This window comes from Bacillus nitratireducens, assembly GCF_001884135.1.
Lineage (GTDB): Bacteria > Bacillota > Bacilli > Bacillales > Bacillaceae_G > Bacillus_A > Bacillus_A nitratireducens.
The window spans coordinates 193,830-212,020 of sequence record NZ_MAOC01000093.1; the positions used below are offsets into that span (position 1 = coordinate 193,830).

At 36.2% G+C, this 18,191-nt stretch carries 15 protein-coding genes; 11 read left to right on the top strand and 4 right to left on the bottom strand.

Annotated features, from left to right (window positions below; all coding sequences use genetic code 11):
• The first annotated feature begins 232 nt into the window (after positions 1 to 232).
• From BAU23_RS28175 to BAU23_RS28205, 7 genes are all read left to right on the top strand, one after another.
• Positions 233 to 943: a C39 family peptidase gene (locus tag BAU23_RS28175; protein WP_071735681.1), complete on the top strand. Its 711-nt coding sequence runs from the start codon at positions 233 to 235 to the stop codon at positions 941 to 943.
• A 131-nt stretch (positions 944 to 1,074) separates the two neighbouring features.
• Complete coding sequence (locus BAU23_RS28180; RefSeq protein WP_000382111.1) at positions 1,075 to 2,250, top strand: amidohydrolase; 1,176 nt, start codon at positions 1,075 to 1,077, stop codon at positions 2,248 to 2,250.
• A 1-nt stretch (position 2,251) separates the two neighbouring features.
• Complete coding sequence (locus BAU23_RS28185) at positions 2,252 to 2,449, top strand: DUF3311 domain-containing protein (protein WP_000719864.1); 198 nt, start codon at positions 2,252 to 2,254, stop codon at positions 2,447 to 2,449.
• Complete coding sequence (locus BAU23_RS28190; protein WP_000125946.1) at positions 2,446 to 3,918, top strand: sodium:solute symporter family protein; 1,473 nt, start codon at positions 2,446 to 2,448, stop codon at positions 3,916 to 3,918. The genes BAU23_RS28185 and BAU23_RS28190 overlap by 4 nt, the downstream gene beginning before the upstream one ends.
• Before the next feature lie 101 nt (positions 3,919 to 4,019).
• Positions 4,020 to 5,498, top strand: a complete 1,479-nt coding sequence (gene gerLA, locus BAU23_RS28195) for a spore germination protein GerLA (protein ID WP_002074500.1) — start codon at positions 4,020 to 4,022, stop codon at positions 5,496 to 5,498.
• Positions 5,499 to 6,623 carry a spore germination protein GerLB gene (gerLB, locus tag BAU23_RS28200; protein WP_071735682.1) on the top strand — a complete coding sequence of 375 codons (1,125 nt, stop codon included), beginning with the start codon at positions 5,499 to 5,501 and terminating at the stop codon, positions 6,621 to 6,623.
• A complete protein-coding gene (locus BAU23_RS28205) occupies positions 6,607 to 7,773 on the top strand; it encodes a Ger(x)C family spore germination protein (RefSeq protein ID WP_071735685.1) in 1,167 nt (388 codons plus the stop codon). Before gerLB ends, BAU23_RS28205 begins: the two co-directional genes overlap by 17 nt.
• Before the next feature lie 200 nt (positions 7,774 to 7,973).
• Here BAU23_RS28205 and BAU23_RS28210 read toward each other — a convergent pair whose 3' ends face one another.
• The 3 genes from BAU23_RS28210 to BAU23_RS28220 are packed head-to-tail and all read right to left on the bottom strand — an operon-like array spanning position 7,974 to position 10,328.
• Positions 7,974 to 9,374 (bottom strand): nucleoside recognition domain-containing protein, encoded by a 1,401-nt coding sequence (locus tag BAU23_RS28210; protein ID WP_071735687.1) that lies wholly within the window; start codon positions 9,372 to 9,374, stop codon positions 7,974 to 7,976.
• On the bottom strand, positions 9,352 to 10,074 hold the full coding sequence (locus BAU23_RS28215) for a FeoB small GTPase domain-containing protein (RefSeq protein ID WP_071735688.1): 723 nt from the start codon (positions 10,072 to 10,074) through the stop codon (positions 9,352 to 9,354). Before BAU23_RS28215 ends, BAU23_RS28210 begins: the two co-directional genes overlap by 23 nt.
• Entirely contained in the window at positions 10,071 to 10,328 is a 258-nt protein-coding gene (locus tag BAU23_RS28220) for a FeoA family protein (RefSeq protein ID WP_000252989.1), read from the bottom strand. Before BAU23_RS28220 ends, BAU23_RS28215 begins: the two co-directional genes overlap by 4 nt.
• A gap of 512 nt (positions 10,329 to 10,840) precedes the next feature.
• Between BAU23_RS28220 and BAU23_RS28225 the strand changes: the two genes are divergently transcribed.
• The 4 genes from BAU23_RS28225 to BAU23_RS28240 all read left to right on the top strand — a co-directional run bounded on the left by BAU23_RS28225 (position 10,841) and on the right by BAU23_RS28240 (position 14,305).
• Complete coding sequence (locus tag BAU23_RS28225) at positions 10,841 to 11,743, top strand: phosphate ABC transporter substrate-binding protein PstS family protein (protein WP_071735689.1); 903 nt, start codon at positions 10,841 to 10,843, stop codon at positions 11,741 to 11,743.
• 70 nt (positions 11,744 to 11,813) lie between these two features.
• Entirely contained in the window at positions 11,814 to 12,704 is an 891-nt protein-coding gene (gene pstC / locus BAU23_RS28230; protein ID WP_002074494.1) for a phosphate ABC transporter permease subunit PstC, read from the top strand.
• 2 nt (positions 12,705 to 12,706) lie between these two features.
• Entirely contained in the window at positions 12,707 to 13,627 is a 921-nt protein-coding gene (gene pstA, locus BAU23_RS28235) for a phosphate ABC transporter permease PstA (protein ID WP_000994149.1), read from the top strand.
• 138 nt (positions 13,628 to 13,765) lie between these two features.
• Positions 13,766 to 14,305, top strand: a complete 540-nt coding sequence (locus tag BAU23_RS28240; RefSeq protein ID WP_071735690.1) for a P-loop nucleotide/nucleoside kinase family protein — start codon at positions 13,766 to 13,768, stop codon at positions 14,303 to 14,305.
• Positions 14,306 to 14,481: 176 nt separating this feature from the next.
• Here the strand turns inward: BAU23_RS28240 and BAU23_RS28245 are convergent, their stop codons facing one another.
• On the bottom strand, positions 14,482 to 17,526 hold the full coding sequence (locus BAU23_RS28245; RefSeq protein WP_071735691.1) for an efflux RND transporter permease subunit: 3,045 nt from the start codon (positions 17,524 to 17,526) through the stop codon (positions 14,482 to 14,484).
• Positions 17,527 to 18,191: the final 665 nt, after the last annotated feature.

Genomic DNA, 18,191 nt, shown 5'->3' on the forward strand with positions numbered 1-18,191 from the left:
TTTATTAACCTAGTGAAATAAATTCAGTTACTTCACCAGGTTAATAATTTCCATTTTAGCAAAAGAATCTGAAAAAGTATATTGTTTTTTCTTTTTATTAAAAATAATTAGAATTTTAAAACGATATCTGTGAATAATAATTCACAGAATCTTTCTAGCAAACTAGTAAGAAGAAAGGTACAATGATAGGAGGTAGATCTGTAAAATAATAATTAATGGAGTCTTGTTTAAAATGAAAAAGTTAAAATATGTTTTTGTTTTTGGAATTATATTTGCTGCCGCGTTTTTTATAGGGAAAGATAAAATTATACAAAAGGCGCAAGTGTTCCGTTTAGAGTTTCTATCTGAAATGAAAGAAGCGGCTATGATTGAAAATGTTCCGTTTATAAAGCAGTTACCAGAATTACCTCGTGGATGTGAAGTTACAAGTTTGGCTATGTTGCTGCAATACAAAGGTATACAAGTAGATAAGATGCAACTTGCTAGCGAAATTCATCGTGTTCCATTTAAACAAAATGGTTTACGTGGAAATCCTTATGAGGGGTTCGTTGGAAATATTTATACTAAGGCAGAGCCAGGCTATGGTGTATATAATCAACCCATTTTTAATTTAGCGGAAAAATATGTTCCTGAAAAAGTAGTTAATTTAACAGGTAGAGACGTGCAAGATACATATAAAGTAGTTAGTTCCGGTTCGCCAGTATGGGTCATTATTAATACAACGTTTAAGCCACTAGATGAGAGTAGTTTTGAAACATGGAATACAAGCTCTGGCAAAGTGAAAATTACATATTTTGAGCATAGTGTAGTAGTGGTTGGATACGATCAAAACTTTGTATATGTAAATGATCCTCTAAAAAACAATCCACGTTTCGCTGTTCCACGAGCAGAATTTGAGCAAGCTTGGGAGCAAATGGGGAAACAAGCTATTACTATTTTATAAAAGTGAAAAGTCATCTTGAGGATGGCTTTTTATTTTCATTCCCTTAAGATAGAAAATTCAGAAGATTCTTTTAAAAGTTAACAATTCACGCTATAATAACATTTAACTTGATGAAGAAGGGGAGAAGAGAAATGGATGTCGCAAAGGAACTTGTTTTATCAAAGAATCAGTTGATTGAGTGGAGAAGGCATTTTCATAAGTATCCAGAGTTATCTTTTCAAGAGGAAAAAACATCTCAATTTGTATTCGACATACTTCGGAAAATCCCGTATTTAGAAGTTTCACGACCTACTAAATATAGTGTAATGGCAAGGTTAATTGGTAAGCAGCCTGGTAAAACCATCGCGGTTCGTGCTGATATGGATGCTCTTCCTATTCATGAAGAAAATAAATTTGATTTTATTTCTACATATCCAGGTGTGATGCATGCGTGTGGTCACGATGGTCACATGGCAATATTGCTTGGTGTAGTACATAAGTTGGTAGAGGAAAGAGAGAAAGTTAAAGGAGAGATTCGCTTTTTATTTCAACATGCAGAAGAAAACTTTCCGGGTGGTGCAGAAGAAATGGTCGCAGCGGGAGTGATGGAAGGTGTGGATTACATTATTGGTGCTCATCTTTGGGCGTCATTAGAGGTTGGGAAAATAGGTGTAATTTATGGTCCTGCGATGGCGGCACCGGACGTTTTTAAAATTACGATAGAGGGAAAAGGTGGGCATGCTGGAATTCCGCACGAAACAGTTGATAGTATCTCCATTGGTGCACAAGTTGTTTCGCAAGTCCAGCAAATTGTATCGCGCCTCACGAACCCGTTAGATTCTCTCGTAGTATCTGTTACGCAATTTCATTCAGGGACAACCCATAATGTTATCCCTGAACAAGCGGAGATTGAGGGGACAGTGAGAAGTTTAAGGCATGAATTAAGAGAGGAAACAAAGGAGAAGCTTGAACGGATTGTCAAACATATTACAGAATCATACGGTGCTAAGTATACATTTTCTTATGAGTATGGATATCGACCAGTTGTGAACGATTATGAAGTTACAGAGCTTATTGAACATACGGCATTACAGCTGTATGGAAGAGAAGGAGTTGTTCGTTTACAACCAACGATGGCAGGAGAAGATTTTTCGGCATTTTTACAAAAGGCACCAGGGACGTTCTTTTTTATAGGGGCAGGCAATGAAGAGAAGGGAATTATATATCCGCATCACCATCCTCGTTTTACAATTGACGAAGATGCATTACCAATTGGAATGGAAGTCTTTGTATCATCCATTATGAATTTGATAAGTAAAGGAGAATGAGATGAAGAAAATACACGTGCTAGCACTTATTCCAGTTCTTTGTTTAGTGATTGGACCAGTATTTGCAAATTCGGTCACTCCTTATGTACTTGGAATGCCATTTCTATTATTTTGGGTATTATTATCAGTGCTCATTACGTCTCTTTGTATGGGGCTTGTGTACGTATTCGACCCTGCTAATAAGGGGGATGTGAAATGACAGCATTACTTATCATTATTTTATTCTTATTTTTAGCACTATTTTTAGGGATTCGAGCACAACGTGGAAAAGATATGAATTTAGAGCAATGGTCAGTTGGAGGAAGAGGGTTTGGAACTATTTTTGTTTTTCTCCTTATGGCAGGCGAAATTTATACGACATTCACATTTTTAGGAGGAAGTGGCTGGGCGTATAGTAAAGGAGCTCCTACTTTTTATATTTTAGGGTATGGTGCATTAGCTTATATTTTATCGTATTTCTTATTGCCTCCAATTTGGAAATATGCAAAAGAGCATAACCTCGTTTCACAGTCCGATTTTTTTGCGAAAAAATATAGCAGTAAGACGCTTGGGATAATTGTTTCAATTATTGGTGTAATTTCTATCATCCCATATCTTGTTTTACAGCTAAAGGGATTAGGGATCATCGTTTCGGAAGCATCTTATGGAAGAGTATCACCAGTTATTGCAGTATGGATTGGTGCTATTGTTATAACTATATATGTAATGGTTTCAGGTATACATGGATCGGCTTGGACAGCTGCTTTGAAGGATATTATGATACTATTTATCGTTATGTTTTTAGGTATATATTTACCGTACCATTATTATGGAGGATTTCAGCCGATGTTCGAAGCTGTAGAAGCAGCGAAACCAGGTTTTTTATCTTTACCTGAAGAAGGAATGAGTATTTCTTGGTTTGTTTCTACTATTATATTAACGGCTCTTGGTTTCTATATGTGGCCCCATACATTCGCTTCTGCTTTCTCGGCAAAAAATGAAAAAGTATTTCGTAAAAATGCGGCAATTATGCCACTGTATTCTTTAGTTTTACTTTTCGTATTTTTTGCAGGGTTTGCTGCTATCTTGCAAGTTCCAGGGTTAAAGGGAGCGGATGTAGATCTTTCATTATTCCGTCTGGCTCTTCAAACGTTTGATCCATGGTTTATTGGTATTATTGGTAGTGCAGGAGTGTTAACGGCATTAGTTCCAGGTTCCATGCTTGTTATGGCGGCATCTACGTTGTTAGCAAAAAATATTTACCGAACAATGGTGCCATCTGCTTCAGATAGACAAGTTGCAAAAGCAGCTAAGTTATTTGTACCTGTCGTAACGTTTGTTGCAGTATTGTTTACATTTAAAGGAGGAGAAACGATAGGTGCTCTTCTTTTAATGGGGTACAGTATAGTTACGCAACTTTTCCCTGCGCTTGTATGTAGTTTGTTTCCTCGTCAAATTATTACGAAACAAGGTGCGATTGCGGGGATGGGAATTGGGTTGTTAATTGTCGCATATATCACTTTATCTGGTTCTACTATAGCTACGATGTTTCCGGGTGTCCCGCAGTATATGAAAGATTTGAATGTAGGTATAGTCGCGTTATTAGTTAACATTATTGTGATGTTTGTAGTTAGTGGATTCACAAGAAATGTATCTGTAAACACCGACAATATAATAGTAGAAAAGTAATTCGTGTGTTAGAGCTATCTTCGAAAAGAGATAGCTCTTTTTTGTATATATTTTCTTCTATTAGCGGAATCTAACTAAAAACTTGTTGAAAAGGAAGTTAGGTGGGGAAATTGTTAGAGCTAAAAGGTAACTTGTTTGAAGTTATGAAGGAAATTAGAGATGAGTTAGGTTCACCTAATGATTTAACAATTAGAGAAGTTGCTCTTGCTGGTAGTTTTACACGTTGTGCGGTTGTTTTTTTATGTGGATTGACAGATAAGGATAATGTTTATAAATATGTAGTTCGTACACTTCAATATGAAGAAATACCAAATGAAGCAGCTGTGGTTCAGACATTATTGGATCGTTTTATTTCTATTGCAGAAGTCGGTATGAAGACGACTTTTCCAGATATTATAAATGCGGTTTTAGCAGGAGATACAGTCATATTAATTGATAATATTCAAACGGCTATTGTTGTTAACAGTAGAGCTTGGGAGAAAAGAAGTCTAGAGCCTCCAGTGACAGAAGATTTAATACGTGGACCGAGAGTTGGATTAAATGAAGATATTAATGTGAACAAAATGCTAATTCGCCGTGGTTTACGTGATCCGAAGTTACGGTTTCAATCTTATATTATGGGGAAACGATCGCAGAAAGAAGTAACCCTAGTATATATAGAAGATATTATTAACCCTTATATTGTAAAAGAACTAGATCGGCGTCTTCAATCCATAGTGACAGATGTCATTTTTGAGACAGGAACGATTGAGCAATTAATTCAAGATAATAATTTGTCGCCGTTTCCGCAGTTTTTAAATACAGAAAGACCAGATAATATAGTGGCTGCATTGGCGAAAGGGAAAGCGGCCATTTTAGTAGATGGGTCACCATTTGCTCTTATAGCTCCACTAGTATTTGTTGATATTTTTCAATCTGTAGAAGATCATTATGAGCGTTGGATAATTGGAACGTTACTAAGAATTTTACGTATGGGATCAGGTATCGCTGCTGTTTTATTACCTGCCATGTACGTAGCGCTTGTATCGTATCATCAAGGGCTTATTCCATCTAAACTAGCTTATTCCATTGCGGGAGCGAGAGAAGGGGTGCCGTTTCCTGCTTATATAGAAACGTTAATGATGGCATTAACGATGGAATTAATACGAGAAGCCGGGATTAGGCTTCCGAAACCGATGGGGCAAACAATTGGCATCGTAGGTGGTCTTGTAATTGGAGAAGCGGCAGTAAATGCAGGGATTGTAAATCCGTTTTTAGTAATTATTATTGCGGTTACCGCAATTGCTACATTTTCACTGCCTGTGTATAGTATTACGATTACGTTTAGGATTTTACTTTTCGTTTTTGTATTAGCCGCGACTGCTTTTGGATTGTACGGGATTATTTTAGCTCTTATTGCACTTGCGATCCATATTACAAATTTAAAGAGTGTTGGGGTACCGTATACAACACCTATTGCTCCTGCTTTTTATAAAGATTGGGAAGAAGAATTGGTTCGCCTACCAAAATCAATGTTAAAAGAGAGGCCAGAATATTTACAAACGAAAGACTCTACACTACGTCCAAAGGAGCGAGAGTAATTGAAGCCATTTGAATATGGGGATGAAGAAATTGGATCTCGGGAACTTGGTTTTGCGGTATCGTCAACAATTATCGGTATAGGTGCATTATCTATGCCTCGAGATATTGCTATGCAAACTTTATTTTCAGACGGTTGGATTATTTTACTTTTGGGTGGATTGATATGTGCGGTTTTAGGTTGGTTTGTAACGAGGATAGCTATTTTATTCCCAAAACAAAACTTTGTTCAATATACAAGTGCACATTTGACGAAGCCTGTTGCATACACAATTAGTAGCATTTTAGTATTAACATTTGCTGCTTTGACCGCATATGAATCGCGAATGATTGCAATTATTTCACAAACGTATTTATTTAGTGATACACCAATACAGCTACTTTCTTTCTTCTTCTTATTAGTTGTTATTTATGGAGTAGCAGGATCGAGAGCGGCTTTAGTAAGGTTAAATGTTCTATTCTTACCTATCGTGTTCATTGCGATAGTGTTGCTTTCTTTATTGAATGTGAATTTAATGGAAATAAACAATTTACTACCGGCTTTTCAAACGAACGCAAGTCAGTATGCTGTAGGAGTTAAAAATTCTATTTTCACATTTATCGGATTTGAGGTAGCTCTGTTTTATGCTGTGATGTTGAACGATAAGACAGCGAAAAAAGCGCCAATGGCAGTTGCAAAAGCAGTGATGGTAAATGTGCTGTCATACATTTTAATTTATGTAACTTGTATTAGCGTTTTTACGTATATGACAACCCGTGGATTAACGTATCCAACAATTGAATTGGGTAAAGAAATTGAAATTGGTGGAGGTTTTTTAGAAAGATTTGATGCCATTTTTTTTACTACTTGGATTATTACTATTTATAACACTACAGCAATGTATTATGACGTCGCATCTTTATTATTTTGCGCTATGTTTCCGAAAGTGAAGAAACATATTTTCATTTTTGTAAGTGCCCCGATTATTTTTATGGCGAATATGATACCTAGTAATTTGAATACTTTGTCAAGTTACGGGACTTATTTAGCTTGGATAGATATGGGGTTTGTCGTGCTAGCGCCTTTGTTAGTTTTTATTGTATATAAAATAAAAAGAAGGAATGGTAGAAATGAAACACCTTCTTAAAATTATAATGGTTATGGTTTTAGCTGGATCTATAAGTGGATGCTCTGAGCTAGAAGAAATAGAAGAAAGAGGATTTGTAGTAGGTGCAGCTTACGATATTGTGAAGGCAAAGAAATCAAATCCAATTATGAAAGGGACGTATCAGATGGTACTTCCCAGTAAGTTAGCGCAACAAGGTGGCCAAGGCGGTGGAGATAGTGAAAATTATATTAACGTTAGTGCGAAAGCAGATAGTGTCTTTGAGCAAATACGAATTATTGCTAAAAAAATTAGTCGCTCATTATTCTTTCCGCATATACAAGTGATAATTTTTTCTAAAGATTTACTAGCGAATCCATATGTTTTACAAAATACATTAGATGTATATATTCGCGATCATGAGATGAGAAGAAATATTCGTTTGTTCGTTTCTGAGAAAAATGCAGAAGCTATTTTAAAGCAGAGTGCCAAGCCTGAGAACTTACCGGCACAGTATATTGATATGTTAGCTGAGCATCCTCCGAAAAATGCTCAAATGGTTGAAGCTGCAAGAATTGGTGAGGTACAGCAAAAAATGATTTCTAACCAAAGTTTCGTATTACCTATTCTCGAACTAACAAAACAAGGGGTACAAATGAACGGGGCAGCGTTGTTTCGAGGGAAGGATAATAAGTGTGTAGGTAGTTTGAATGGAGAAGAAACATTTGGAATGAATTATATAATAGGTAAGAAAATTGGAGGGTTCTTTACCGTTCGTAAAAAAGACCAGCTTATTACATATGAAATTCATAAGATGCATCGAAAGATTAAAGTATCTACAGAAAATGCCACAAAACCGAAGTTTGATATTTATTTATCTTTGGAAGGCACTTTAGCTGAGTTACACTTTAGTGATCATAAACAAATTATGAATGAAGATCGATTGAAGAAAACCATTGCGGAGGAAATGGAGAAGCGTATCCAAAAATCGATTAAGCTTGTTCAAAAAAAATATAAGGTAGATGTATTAGCGTTAGGGGAAGTATATAAGCGGCATAATTATAAAGAATGGAAGAAGATAGATAAGAATTGGGATCAAGGTGAAAATTACTTTAGTAATGCTGAGGTTACTGTTCATGTTCATCCGACAATTGAGCATTCCGGTTCAGCCTTACCGAAAAGAGTGAAATAAGGTGATGTAAGTTGTTTACTGGCCTAGGGATTATTTGTACGATATTAATGGCGGTTCTTCCGGGAGCTATATATTTCCTTCATAAAAAAATTTCAAATTATGGAGCGCAGCCATGGAAAAAAAAGAAACCTGAATAAATTCAGGTTTCTTTCGCGCAAAGCATATGTGAAGGGGGATACCTTCTATGTATGCTTTGTTTTTTATAAAAGTCCTAACCAATGTACCAATTGTGTAGAGAGGAAAGTCACAACAATTGCAATAACAGTAGGGATTGCGAACGATAAGAATGTCCATTTTGCACTTTTTGTTTCTTTATATATGTTAACCAGTGTTGTTCCACAGGGGAAATGAAGGAGTGAGAACAACATTGTATTTAACGCTGTTAACCAAGTCCAACCATTTTCTAAGAATAGATTTTTAATTTGGTTAAAATCATCTATTTCAGTTAAAGCTCCAGTTGATAAATAAGACATTAATAAAATCGGGATAACAATTTCATTCGCTGGTAGTCCAAGAATGAATGCAGCTAAAATAAACCCGTCAAGTCCTAACATTTTAGCGAATGGATCTAGGAAGTTTACAAAATACATAAGTAAGCTTGTGTCACCGATGAAAATGTTAGCGAGTAACCAAGTTAATGCAGCCGCAGGTGCAGCTACAACGATAGCTCGTTTTAAAACATAAATAGATTTATCGAGTGTTGCACGTACAATTGTATTCCAAACTTTTGGCTTACGGTACGGTGGTAACTCAAGGGTGTAGTGAGTTGGCACACCTTTTAAAGCTGTTTTTGATAGTACCCAAGAAACAGTTAATGTCATAATAACACCAATTACAACCATTCCAACTACGACACCTGCAGTAACTAATGTTTGCATACTACCTGTATAACCAGCAGCCATAAATAATGAAGCCATTAAAATTAACATAGGCCAGCGACCGTTACAAGGAACGAAGTTGTTTGTTAAGATTGCAAGCATACGTTCACGTGGTGATTCAATAATACGTGTTGACATAATAGCGGCTGCATTACAACCAAAGCCCATTGCCATTGTTAAAGATTGTTTGCCATGTGCACCGGAGCGTTTGAATAAGCGATCCATATTAAACGCGACACGTGGTAAGTATCCGTAGTTTTCTAATAGTGCGAACATAGGGAAAAAGATTGCCATAGGTGGTAACATAACGCTAATAACAGCACCGATACCACGGAATAAACCAAGTATTAAAATGCCATGTAACCATTCGGGTGCATGCGCTGCTTGGAACCAAGATGTTAAATATCCTTCGGTCCATCCGAAGAATTCAGCAATCATATCAGATGGTACGTTAGCGCCTGCAATTGTAAGATAAAAAATAATAGATAAAATACCGAGCATAATTGGGAATCCCCAGATGGGAGATGTGAAAATTTTATCTAGTTTTTCAGAACGATACAATTTATCAGTATTTGTATATTGAACAGACTCTTTACATATGCTTGCAGATGTTCGATAAATATCTCCGACAATATCATCTCGTATATCTTCTTTTGAGAGTGTTTGTGCATGTTGAATAATATAGTCTAATGGAAGAGCTTTACTGGCTGAGTGAGATTCCATTCATTACGACCTCCCTTACAAGTGGTTCATTATGGTGTTTTTGGAGTGTAGTTAAGAAATTTTTATCTCCATCTAATATACGTAACGCAATCCAACGTGCTGGATACGTATCACCGAACACTTTATAAATTTGTGGTTCTAATTCCTGAATCATACTTTCGATTTTTTCACTGTAAGAAATTTTAATTGGTGTTGGAATTAATTTTTTATTTGCTACTTTAGCGATAACACTTAGCAAATGTCCAATACCTACTCGGTTACGAGCAGAAATCTTAACTACAGGTACACCGAGCGATTTTGCTAATTTCTTTTCATCAATAACGATGCCTTTTTTCTCCGCTTCATCAATTAAATTAATACAAATGACTACATTGCTTGTCATTTCCATCACTTGGAGGGCTAAATTTAAATTTCTTTCCATTGCAGTTGCATCTATAACAACTACAGTTACTTCTGGTTTTTCAAATATAATATAATCTCTTGCTACTTCTTCATCCGCAGAATTTGAATATAGTGAGTAAGTGCCAGGTAAATCTATTAATGTATATTTACTTCCGTTATGTTCATATTCCCCTTCAGCTTTTAAAACAGTTTTTCCCGTCCAGTTTCCAGTATGTTGTTTTAAGCCTGTTAAAGTATTAAATAATGTACTTTTCCCGGTATTCGGGTTGCCAGCTAAAGCAATGCGATGTTTGCTCATCTGAAATCATCTCCTATTAATACCCCGAAAATAAGGGAACTTTCTTCCTTACGTAGTGCAATAGTTGTGTTGCTTACTTGATAAGCGACCGGATCTCCAAGTGGACTGCGTTGTAATACTTTAATCGTTGCCCCAGGGATAAATCCTAAGTCTAATAAACGTCGTTTCATAGTTCCTTCTAATTGTATCTTCTCAATTTGTACAAACTCTCCTGTTTTAAATTCAGAAAGTGGTTTTGTATTAGCCGATACCATAAAAGTTACCCCATCTCTATATTGTTAGTTTAAGTTTAAAAAGTTTCCTAAGGTAAACTTTTTGTTAGTAATATAGTAGACCACATTGAATGATGCTGTCAATTAGTACTTTAAAAATATTCAATTATTTTTAGAATTGTTCCAATTTATTTAGTTGTACCAAAAAATATTACTGAAATTCTTCGCAATGTAAATAAAGTAAGGGTGTAAAACCTTAAAAATATAGGGTGATTGTAAATGTAGTTTTAATCTAAAGGGGAAAATGCAGAAAATTATTTACACTAGCTTTACATTGTTAAGATTAAATTTACAATAATGCATGTTTAGTGTGGATTTTGTTGGGTTCTTTAACTATAAATGTTGGGATTCCTAGCTTTTAAGGGTTATTATCGCCATTTACTTAAAATTAAAAATTGCTTAACACTCACATAATATTGTTGTCCTACAATGAATTTGTGTTCGAAAAAAGTAGACGAATGTGAAAAGTGATAATCCAAATGGGGGTACAAGACATGGTTATGAAAAAGGGTATTAAATTTTCTTTAGCGGCTTTAGTGGTAGCAGGAGCATTAGTTGGATGTGGGAAAGCAGAAGATACAGCTAGTAAAGGTAATGCTAAAGGAAGCGATAATGCAAAACAAGAATTGTCAGGTACGATTGCAGCTGCAGGTTCTACAGCGCTTCAACCTCTTGCAGAGGAAGCTGGAAAGAAATTCATGGAGAAAAATTCAAAAGTTTCTATTCAAGTTCAAGGTGGCGGTAGTGGAACAGGGATTAACCAAGTAGCATCTGGTGCAGTGCAAATTGGGAATTCAGATGTGCCGGCTGCAGATAAAATAAAAGATGCTGAAAAAGCAAAAGAATTAGTAGATAACAAAGTTGCGGGTATTGCATTCGCGCTTGTCGTAAATAAAGATGTAAAAGTTGATAACTTAACAGTACAACAAGTACAAGATATCTTCACTGGAAAAGTAACGAACTGGAAAGAAGTAGGCGGAAAAGATGAAAAAATCAACGTAATTAACCGTCCGGCTTCATCTGGTACACGTGCTACTTTTGAAAAGACAGTTATGAAAGACGCGAAAATTAATGATGGAACTGGTACAACACAAGATTCTAATGGTGCTGTAGAGCAAGCGATTAACTCTACTCCAGGTTCAGTTAGTTACTTAGCAATGTCTTACATGGTTGGTGAGAAAAAAGGTGCGTTACAGACGGTTAAAATTGATGGATCTGAACCGAAAGTTGAAAATATTTCGTCTGGTAAATATCCATTCTGGTCTTACGAGTACATGGTAACGAAAGGTGAGGCGAAGGAAGCGACTAAGGCTTACATCGACTATGTAAAAGGTAAAGACTTTGAAAAACAAGTAGAAGATATGGGTTACATTCCGATGTCTAAATTAAATAAGTAATAAAATTTATGGGGCTGGCTGCAAGGTCAGTCCTGTTCATTTCAATCTATGAAGTGGGGTCTGACCTGTGATGAAGGGGAAAAAACAAATTAATTACGTAAAGAGTGAATATATAGGAAGATCACTTGTTACGTTTTGCGGTATTTTTATTGTTCTTGTTACATTAGCTATTATTGCGTTTATTTGCGGAAAAGGAATTCAATCATTCACGCAAAGTGGTATCTCATTTACTGAGGTGTTAACATCGACAAAATGGAATCCAAATGCTGATCAAGGCACGTATGGTGCTGTAATCTTTATTGTAGGTTCGACGCTTGTATCGTTAGGTGCGGTCGTTATTAGTGCACCGATTGCTATAGCTCTTGCTATATTCATGAATTTAATTTCGCCGAAGTTTGGGAATAAAGTATTGAAGCCTGTTTTGGAATTATTAGTTGGTATTCCGTCAGTTGTATACGGATTATTGGGGGTTACAATTTTAGTTCCTCTATTACGTGATTCGTTTGGTGGAGTAGGCTTTAGTTTGATTGCAGGTATTATTGTGCTAAGTATTATGATTTTACCTACTATTGCTAGTATCGCTTCTGATGCAATACGCTCTGTTCCATTTGATTACTTGGAAGCTTCTTACGGTTTAGGATCAACGAAATGGCAAGCGATTAGCCGAGTGATTGTTCCAGCTGCAAAACAAGGGATTTTAACAGGTATAGTTTTAGGTTTAGCGCGTGCTTTTGGTGAAGCATTAGCGGTTCAAATGGTAATCGGGAACACGATTAAATTACCAGAAGGAATATATAGTCCGACAGCAACGTTAACGGGTATTCTGACAATGGATATGACGAATACATTGAACGGAACAGCTTGGAACAATGCGTTATGGACTTTAGCGATGATTTTACTTGTTATTTCATTCCTGTTTATTTTAGTAATTCGAGCGATTGGGCAAAGAGGTGAGCGATAATAATGAATGCAAGAACGGTAAATAAAGTTTGGACAGGTATCTTTTATGCAGTTGCGGCTTTAGTTGTGGCTTTGCTAGTGTTCTTAGTGTTTGAAATTCTGCAAAAGGGATGGGGATTTTGGGATCCTAGTTTCTTATTTGGAGAACCCAGTAATACAAGAGCTGGTGGTGGAATTGGTCCGCAATTATTCAATTCCTTCTACATGCTTGTTATAACGCTTGTTATATCTATTCCTCTTGGATTAGGTGCTGGAATATATTTAGCGGAGTATGCAAGACAAGGTCGTTTTTTAAGTTTTGTTCGTTTATGTATTGAGACGATGGCGTCTTTACCTTCTATTGTTGTTGGACTATTTGGTTTGTTAGTGTTTGTTACAATGACAGGCTGGGGATACACGGTAATGGGTGGTGCTCTTGCTTTAACTATTTTAAACTTACCAGGTTTAACACGTGTTTGTGAAAATGCGATTTCAGAAGTTCCTCATAATGTAAAAGAGGCGAGTCTTGGATTAGGTGCGACAAAGTGGCAAACGATCGTGCGTATTATTATCCCGTCGTCATTGCCACAAATTATTACAGGTGTTATTTTAGCGGCTGGCCGTATATTTGGTGAAGCAGCGGCATTAATTTACACAGCGGGTTTAACATCTCCAATTTTAAATTCAGCAGCGGACTTCTCGAGTCCTGCGCATCCTTTAAATCCATTTAGACCAGCTGAAACGTTAGCGGTTCATATTTGGAAGTTGAATTCTGAAGGGATTATCCCAGATGCGAAGTTAATTGCGACAAAATCTGCAGCTGTATTAATTATTATGGTATTACTATTCAATGTCATTTCACGCTTGGTAGCATCTGTATTGCATAAGCGCTTTACGGGAACGAAAAGAAAAAGTAAAACGACGAAGAAGGTAAAAGCGGCATAAGTTGAAGATGAAAACTCTCTGTTTATAAAACAGAGAGTTTTTTTACGGTCATTTTGTTGTTGGCAGGAAAAGAAGAAGAGTGACCGAATAGGTACTTGATATATAGAAATTGGGATGAAAATAGGGAGGGATTTGGAAGTGTTTTTTCTGCAAATGTCGGGGTTTCCTGGGTCTGGGAAATCGACACTTTCTAAGTATATCGCTAAATTAACAGGTGCTGTTATTGTAGATCATGACGTCGTGAAATCAGCTTTATTAAAATCATTAAAGGAAAAAGGTGTTGAACCAACAGTGGTTGGAGGAATCTCCTATGATATTGAGTGGGAACTGATCGATCTTTTGTTGGAGCAAGAGCACAGTGTGATATTAGATAGTCCGTGTCTCTACGAAGGGATGGTTAAAAAAGGAATAGATTTATGTCAGAAACATGGTGCTACATATAAATATATTGAATGTTATCTTAATAATATAGAAGAAATTAATCGTAGGTTACAAACGCGTGAACGTAAGATAAGTCAAATTACAAAAGTAGGATCAGAAGTAGCATTTCAAAAATGTCTGGCTGGCAGTAAAAGGCCTTTACATGGTGAATATCTTATTGTGGATTCTGGAGAGCCGCTAGAGAAGTATGGTAAAAAAGTGATGGATTATATTTATCCCGCTATTTGTGGGAAGTAAAACTCCCACCTCAAAATTCAGCTGGAGCAAAGGAGTTAGATGGGGGCTAAACTGCCCGTAAACGCCCGATTGGTGCGGGCTAATAATAAACCCCCACTGATTAAAGTTTCACTTTATGGATAGGTAGAGGGATACAAAAGACGTTATCTTCAATTATGAAGATAACGTCTTTTGGTTTAAATATCAGGTGTTTCTGTAGAAGTACTTATTTTTCTGCGGGAGCGTCTTTTTCTCCCGATTTTATCTAATAGTTCATACATAACAGGAACAACTACTAATGTAAGAACGGTTGAAACGGCTAAGCCGCCAATTACAACGACAGCTAGACTTTTTGATACCATGCTGCCCGCTTGAGATTGGCCGAATAGTAGTGGTAGCATAGCGACGATTGTTGTTATGGCTGTCATAATAATTGGACGTAATCGAGTGGAGCCGGCTTCTAATAGGGCTTCTCTTGTTTCCATACCGTTTTCTCGATTTTGTTGGACTCTTTCTATTAATACAATAGCATTTGTAACGACAATTCCGATTAACATTAATGCGCCAATCAAGGAATTTACATCAACTGGTGTTCTGGAAATGATTAATCCTAAAATACCTCCGACAGCAGCTAATGGCAAGGAGAATAAAATTGCAAAAGGAGCACGCGCCTGCCCGAATGTGATGACCATAATTAAATATACAATCCCGATTGCAATCCCCATAATTTTAAATAAATCAGTGAAGTTCTCTTGCATAGATTCAGTAGCACCTGCGATATTTACTTTTGCCCCGTTAGGTAAATCTAAGTCGGCTATCGCTTTGTTTACTTCTGCGCTTACTTTACTTAAATCGTCACTTGAAGCTTCTGCAGTAATTTGAATCGTTTCTTTCCCGTCTTTATGGAAGATTTCCGTTTGAAGTTGTTTTTCTGAAATAGTTGCAATGTCTTTTAAAGGAATTGGTCCGTTAATAGGTGATAGTATGTTTGTGTTTAAAATATCTTCTTGTTTGTTAATGGATGCCTTTTTATGTTCTATCATAATAGTTGTTTTTTCATTATTGATTGAGATTTCCCCAATAGGAGATTTCTTCATAAGGAATGATACTTGTTGTGCTGCTAATTCAGGTGTTAAACCTAGTTGCTCAGCCTTTGTTTGATCGATATGAATTTGCCATTCTTTTTTAGATTCTTCTATATTTGTTTTTACTTTGGAAAGAGAATCCATGCTTTTTAGTTTTGTTTCGACGATGTTAGCGGTCTTTTGTAAATTTGTTTCGTTAGTAGCTGTTACATTAAATTGTAAGTTGTTTCCGCCTCCGGAGTCAGAGTAACTCGTTTTTATATAATCAAGTTCAGCTGGTTCGAAAGCTGTATGTTCTTTTTTTAATTCTTTAATATATTGGTCGATGTCAGATCCTTTTTTAAAGACTACAAATATAGTTGCAAGATTGTTTTGAGTGGTCTGTCCCCATTGTGCATCTTCTGCGCTAGATCCCATTCGCAAAATAACATCTGTTACATCAGAATTAGAGAGGAGTTTCTTTTCGAAATTAAAGGCTTTTTGTTTTTTAGCTTCAGAATCATAATCAGCTGGAAACGTCATGTTAACGGAAAGCATTGTATCGTCCTCAGACTTTATGTTCGCTTTCGGAAGTAGTATGTAGGCTGCAATTGATCCTGCAAATAATAAAAAAGAAGTGAGTAGAATGATAAACTTATGAGAAAGAGCCCACTTTAATGTAGCGACATATCGCGGTGAAGAATGTGAATTGCGACGTTTTGTTTTTTTGAGCAGTAAAAAAGCCATAAGTGGAACGACTGTTAATGCCACAATTAAGGAAGAAAGTATAGAATATACAACTGCTAACACCATAGGTAACATTAGTTTTCCGATTACTCCCGATACGAGACCGATAGGTAAAAAAACGGCGACTGTCGTTAAGGTAGAAGAGGTAATTGCGACGGCGACCTCTTTTGTTGCATCGAGAATAATATCTTTAGAGAAAGGTTCTTTTTGTAAACGACGGAAAATGTTCTCAATGACAACGATACTATCATCGACGAGGCGTCCGACTGCAACGGCTAAGCCACCTAGAGTTAAAATGTTAAGTGTGATGTTAGATTGGTGGAGTAAAAATAGTGTTAATAGGATAGATAATGGGATACTGACGACAGCGATGAGTGTTGTTCGAAAGCTACGTAAAAAGATTAAGATAATGAGAGTCGCGGCAATGGCCCCAAGGATTACTTCTTTGCCCATACTAGTAACGGCATTTTCAACTTGCTCATGAGTTGAAGCTAAAAGTTTAATAGAATACTGATCTTTATATTGCTTACTTATATCTTTAATCTTTTTATCAATCTCTTTTCCAATTGCAACCGCGTTTTTACTCGGCTCTTTCATGATGACTAATCCTGTTCCTTCTTCTCCGTTTATGTGTGAGATTGTATCGTAATGTTGTTTTAGTTCAATTTGAGCGACATCTTGTAATTTTACTTGAGGTGTAACGGTGATGTTTTTTATGTCATTTACATTTTTTATATCCCCGATGACACGAAGATTGTATTCTTCTTTATTAACGGTAATTGCTCCGGCTGGAGTGGAAGTTTCTTTTCCTTGTAAAACTGTTAATACTTGCTGTGATGTTACGTTTTTATCTTTTAGTTGGTTAGGATCAAGTACGATGGATAATTCGGAAGTTGATTTTCCGAAAAACATAACATTGGCAACACCATCAATGCTTTCGAGTTGTGGTACGATTTCTTTCTCGATTTGTTTTTCGTCAGCTTTTGAAAATCCGTTTTGCTTCTGGATGGTGATTTGAGCGAGTGGAATCATAGAAGTATTTAATTGACTAACTACAGGCTTAGTTACATCTTTAGGTAATTTAATTGTATTAATTGCTTTCTCGACTTCGCGTGCCGCGTCTTTCATATTTGCCTTGGATGTATATGCGATGTCGATGCGTGATAACCCTTCATGTGTAGAAGAGGTGATGCCATCGATATGTTCTAAATTACGAAATTGTTTTTCGAGAGGGTCAGTCACGTCCTTGGTCATCGTTTCAGCATCGAGCCCTTGAGACAATGTCGTAACAGTTATTGCGGGGTTATCGATGCTTGGTAAAAATTCCATAGGTAATTTAGAGCCGGAATAAACGCCGAGTATGGAAATGAGAAAAACCATGATGATAATAGCAGCTCGGTTTTTTAATGAAAACTTTGTTAACCTATCCATAAGATAATTCCTCCATTAGTTTATTTATAGTTGTGTGGGCACTTTCTTACTATATAACAAAAAATGGATATTTTTCATTAATTAAATGTAAAAAAATTCTAACAATAATCTTAAGCTAATATTTTGAAGGGAAGTTCGTTATTTATGAAAGTGAAATTCCTGATTGTTGAAGCGAAGCGTTAATTAAAGTTTTTCTCTAGTGTAGTGGACTCGTTTTTTGTTACTCTACATTTAAATGTTTTTTTGTCCTTCTTAAGTAGAGTTGCGGTTATTGTAAAATTTAAAAGGAAGAGGGCTAAAGATTAGGGATTTATGTGGAATACTGTCTGGTTGATGATAGTGTATAGTAAGTTGTCTACAATCAAAATGAATGTTTTCAGTAGAAAGGGTAATGGTTCTTTCTATAGAAGAAAGTAGGCTAGATAATTTTTTGTGTTTTTTTATAAAAAAACACTTGTTATTTAAAAACCATGATGGTATATTAATAAACGTCGCTGATGCGGAAACGCAGAAAACGACAAAAAGAAATTAAAAAACATAGTTGACATCGAAAAATGAAGATGTTAATATGATGAAGTCGCTTCTGAAGCGGCGGACAAGTTCTTTGAAAACTGAACGAAACAAACAACGTGAACGTCAATTTTTATTTTTAGATGCTAGACAAA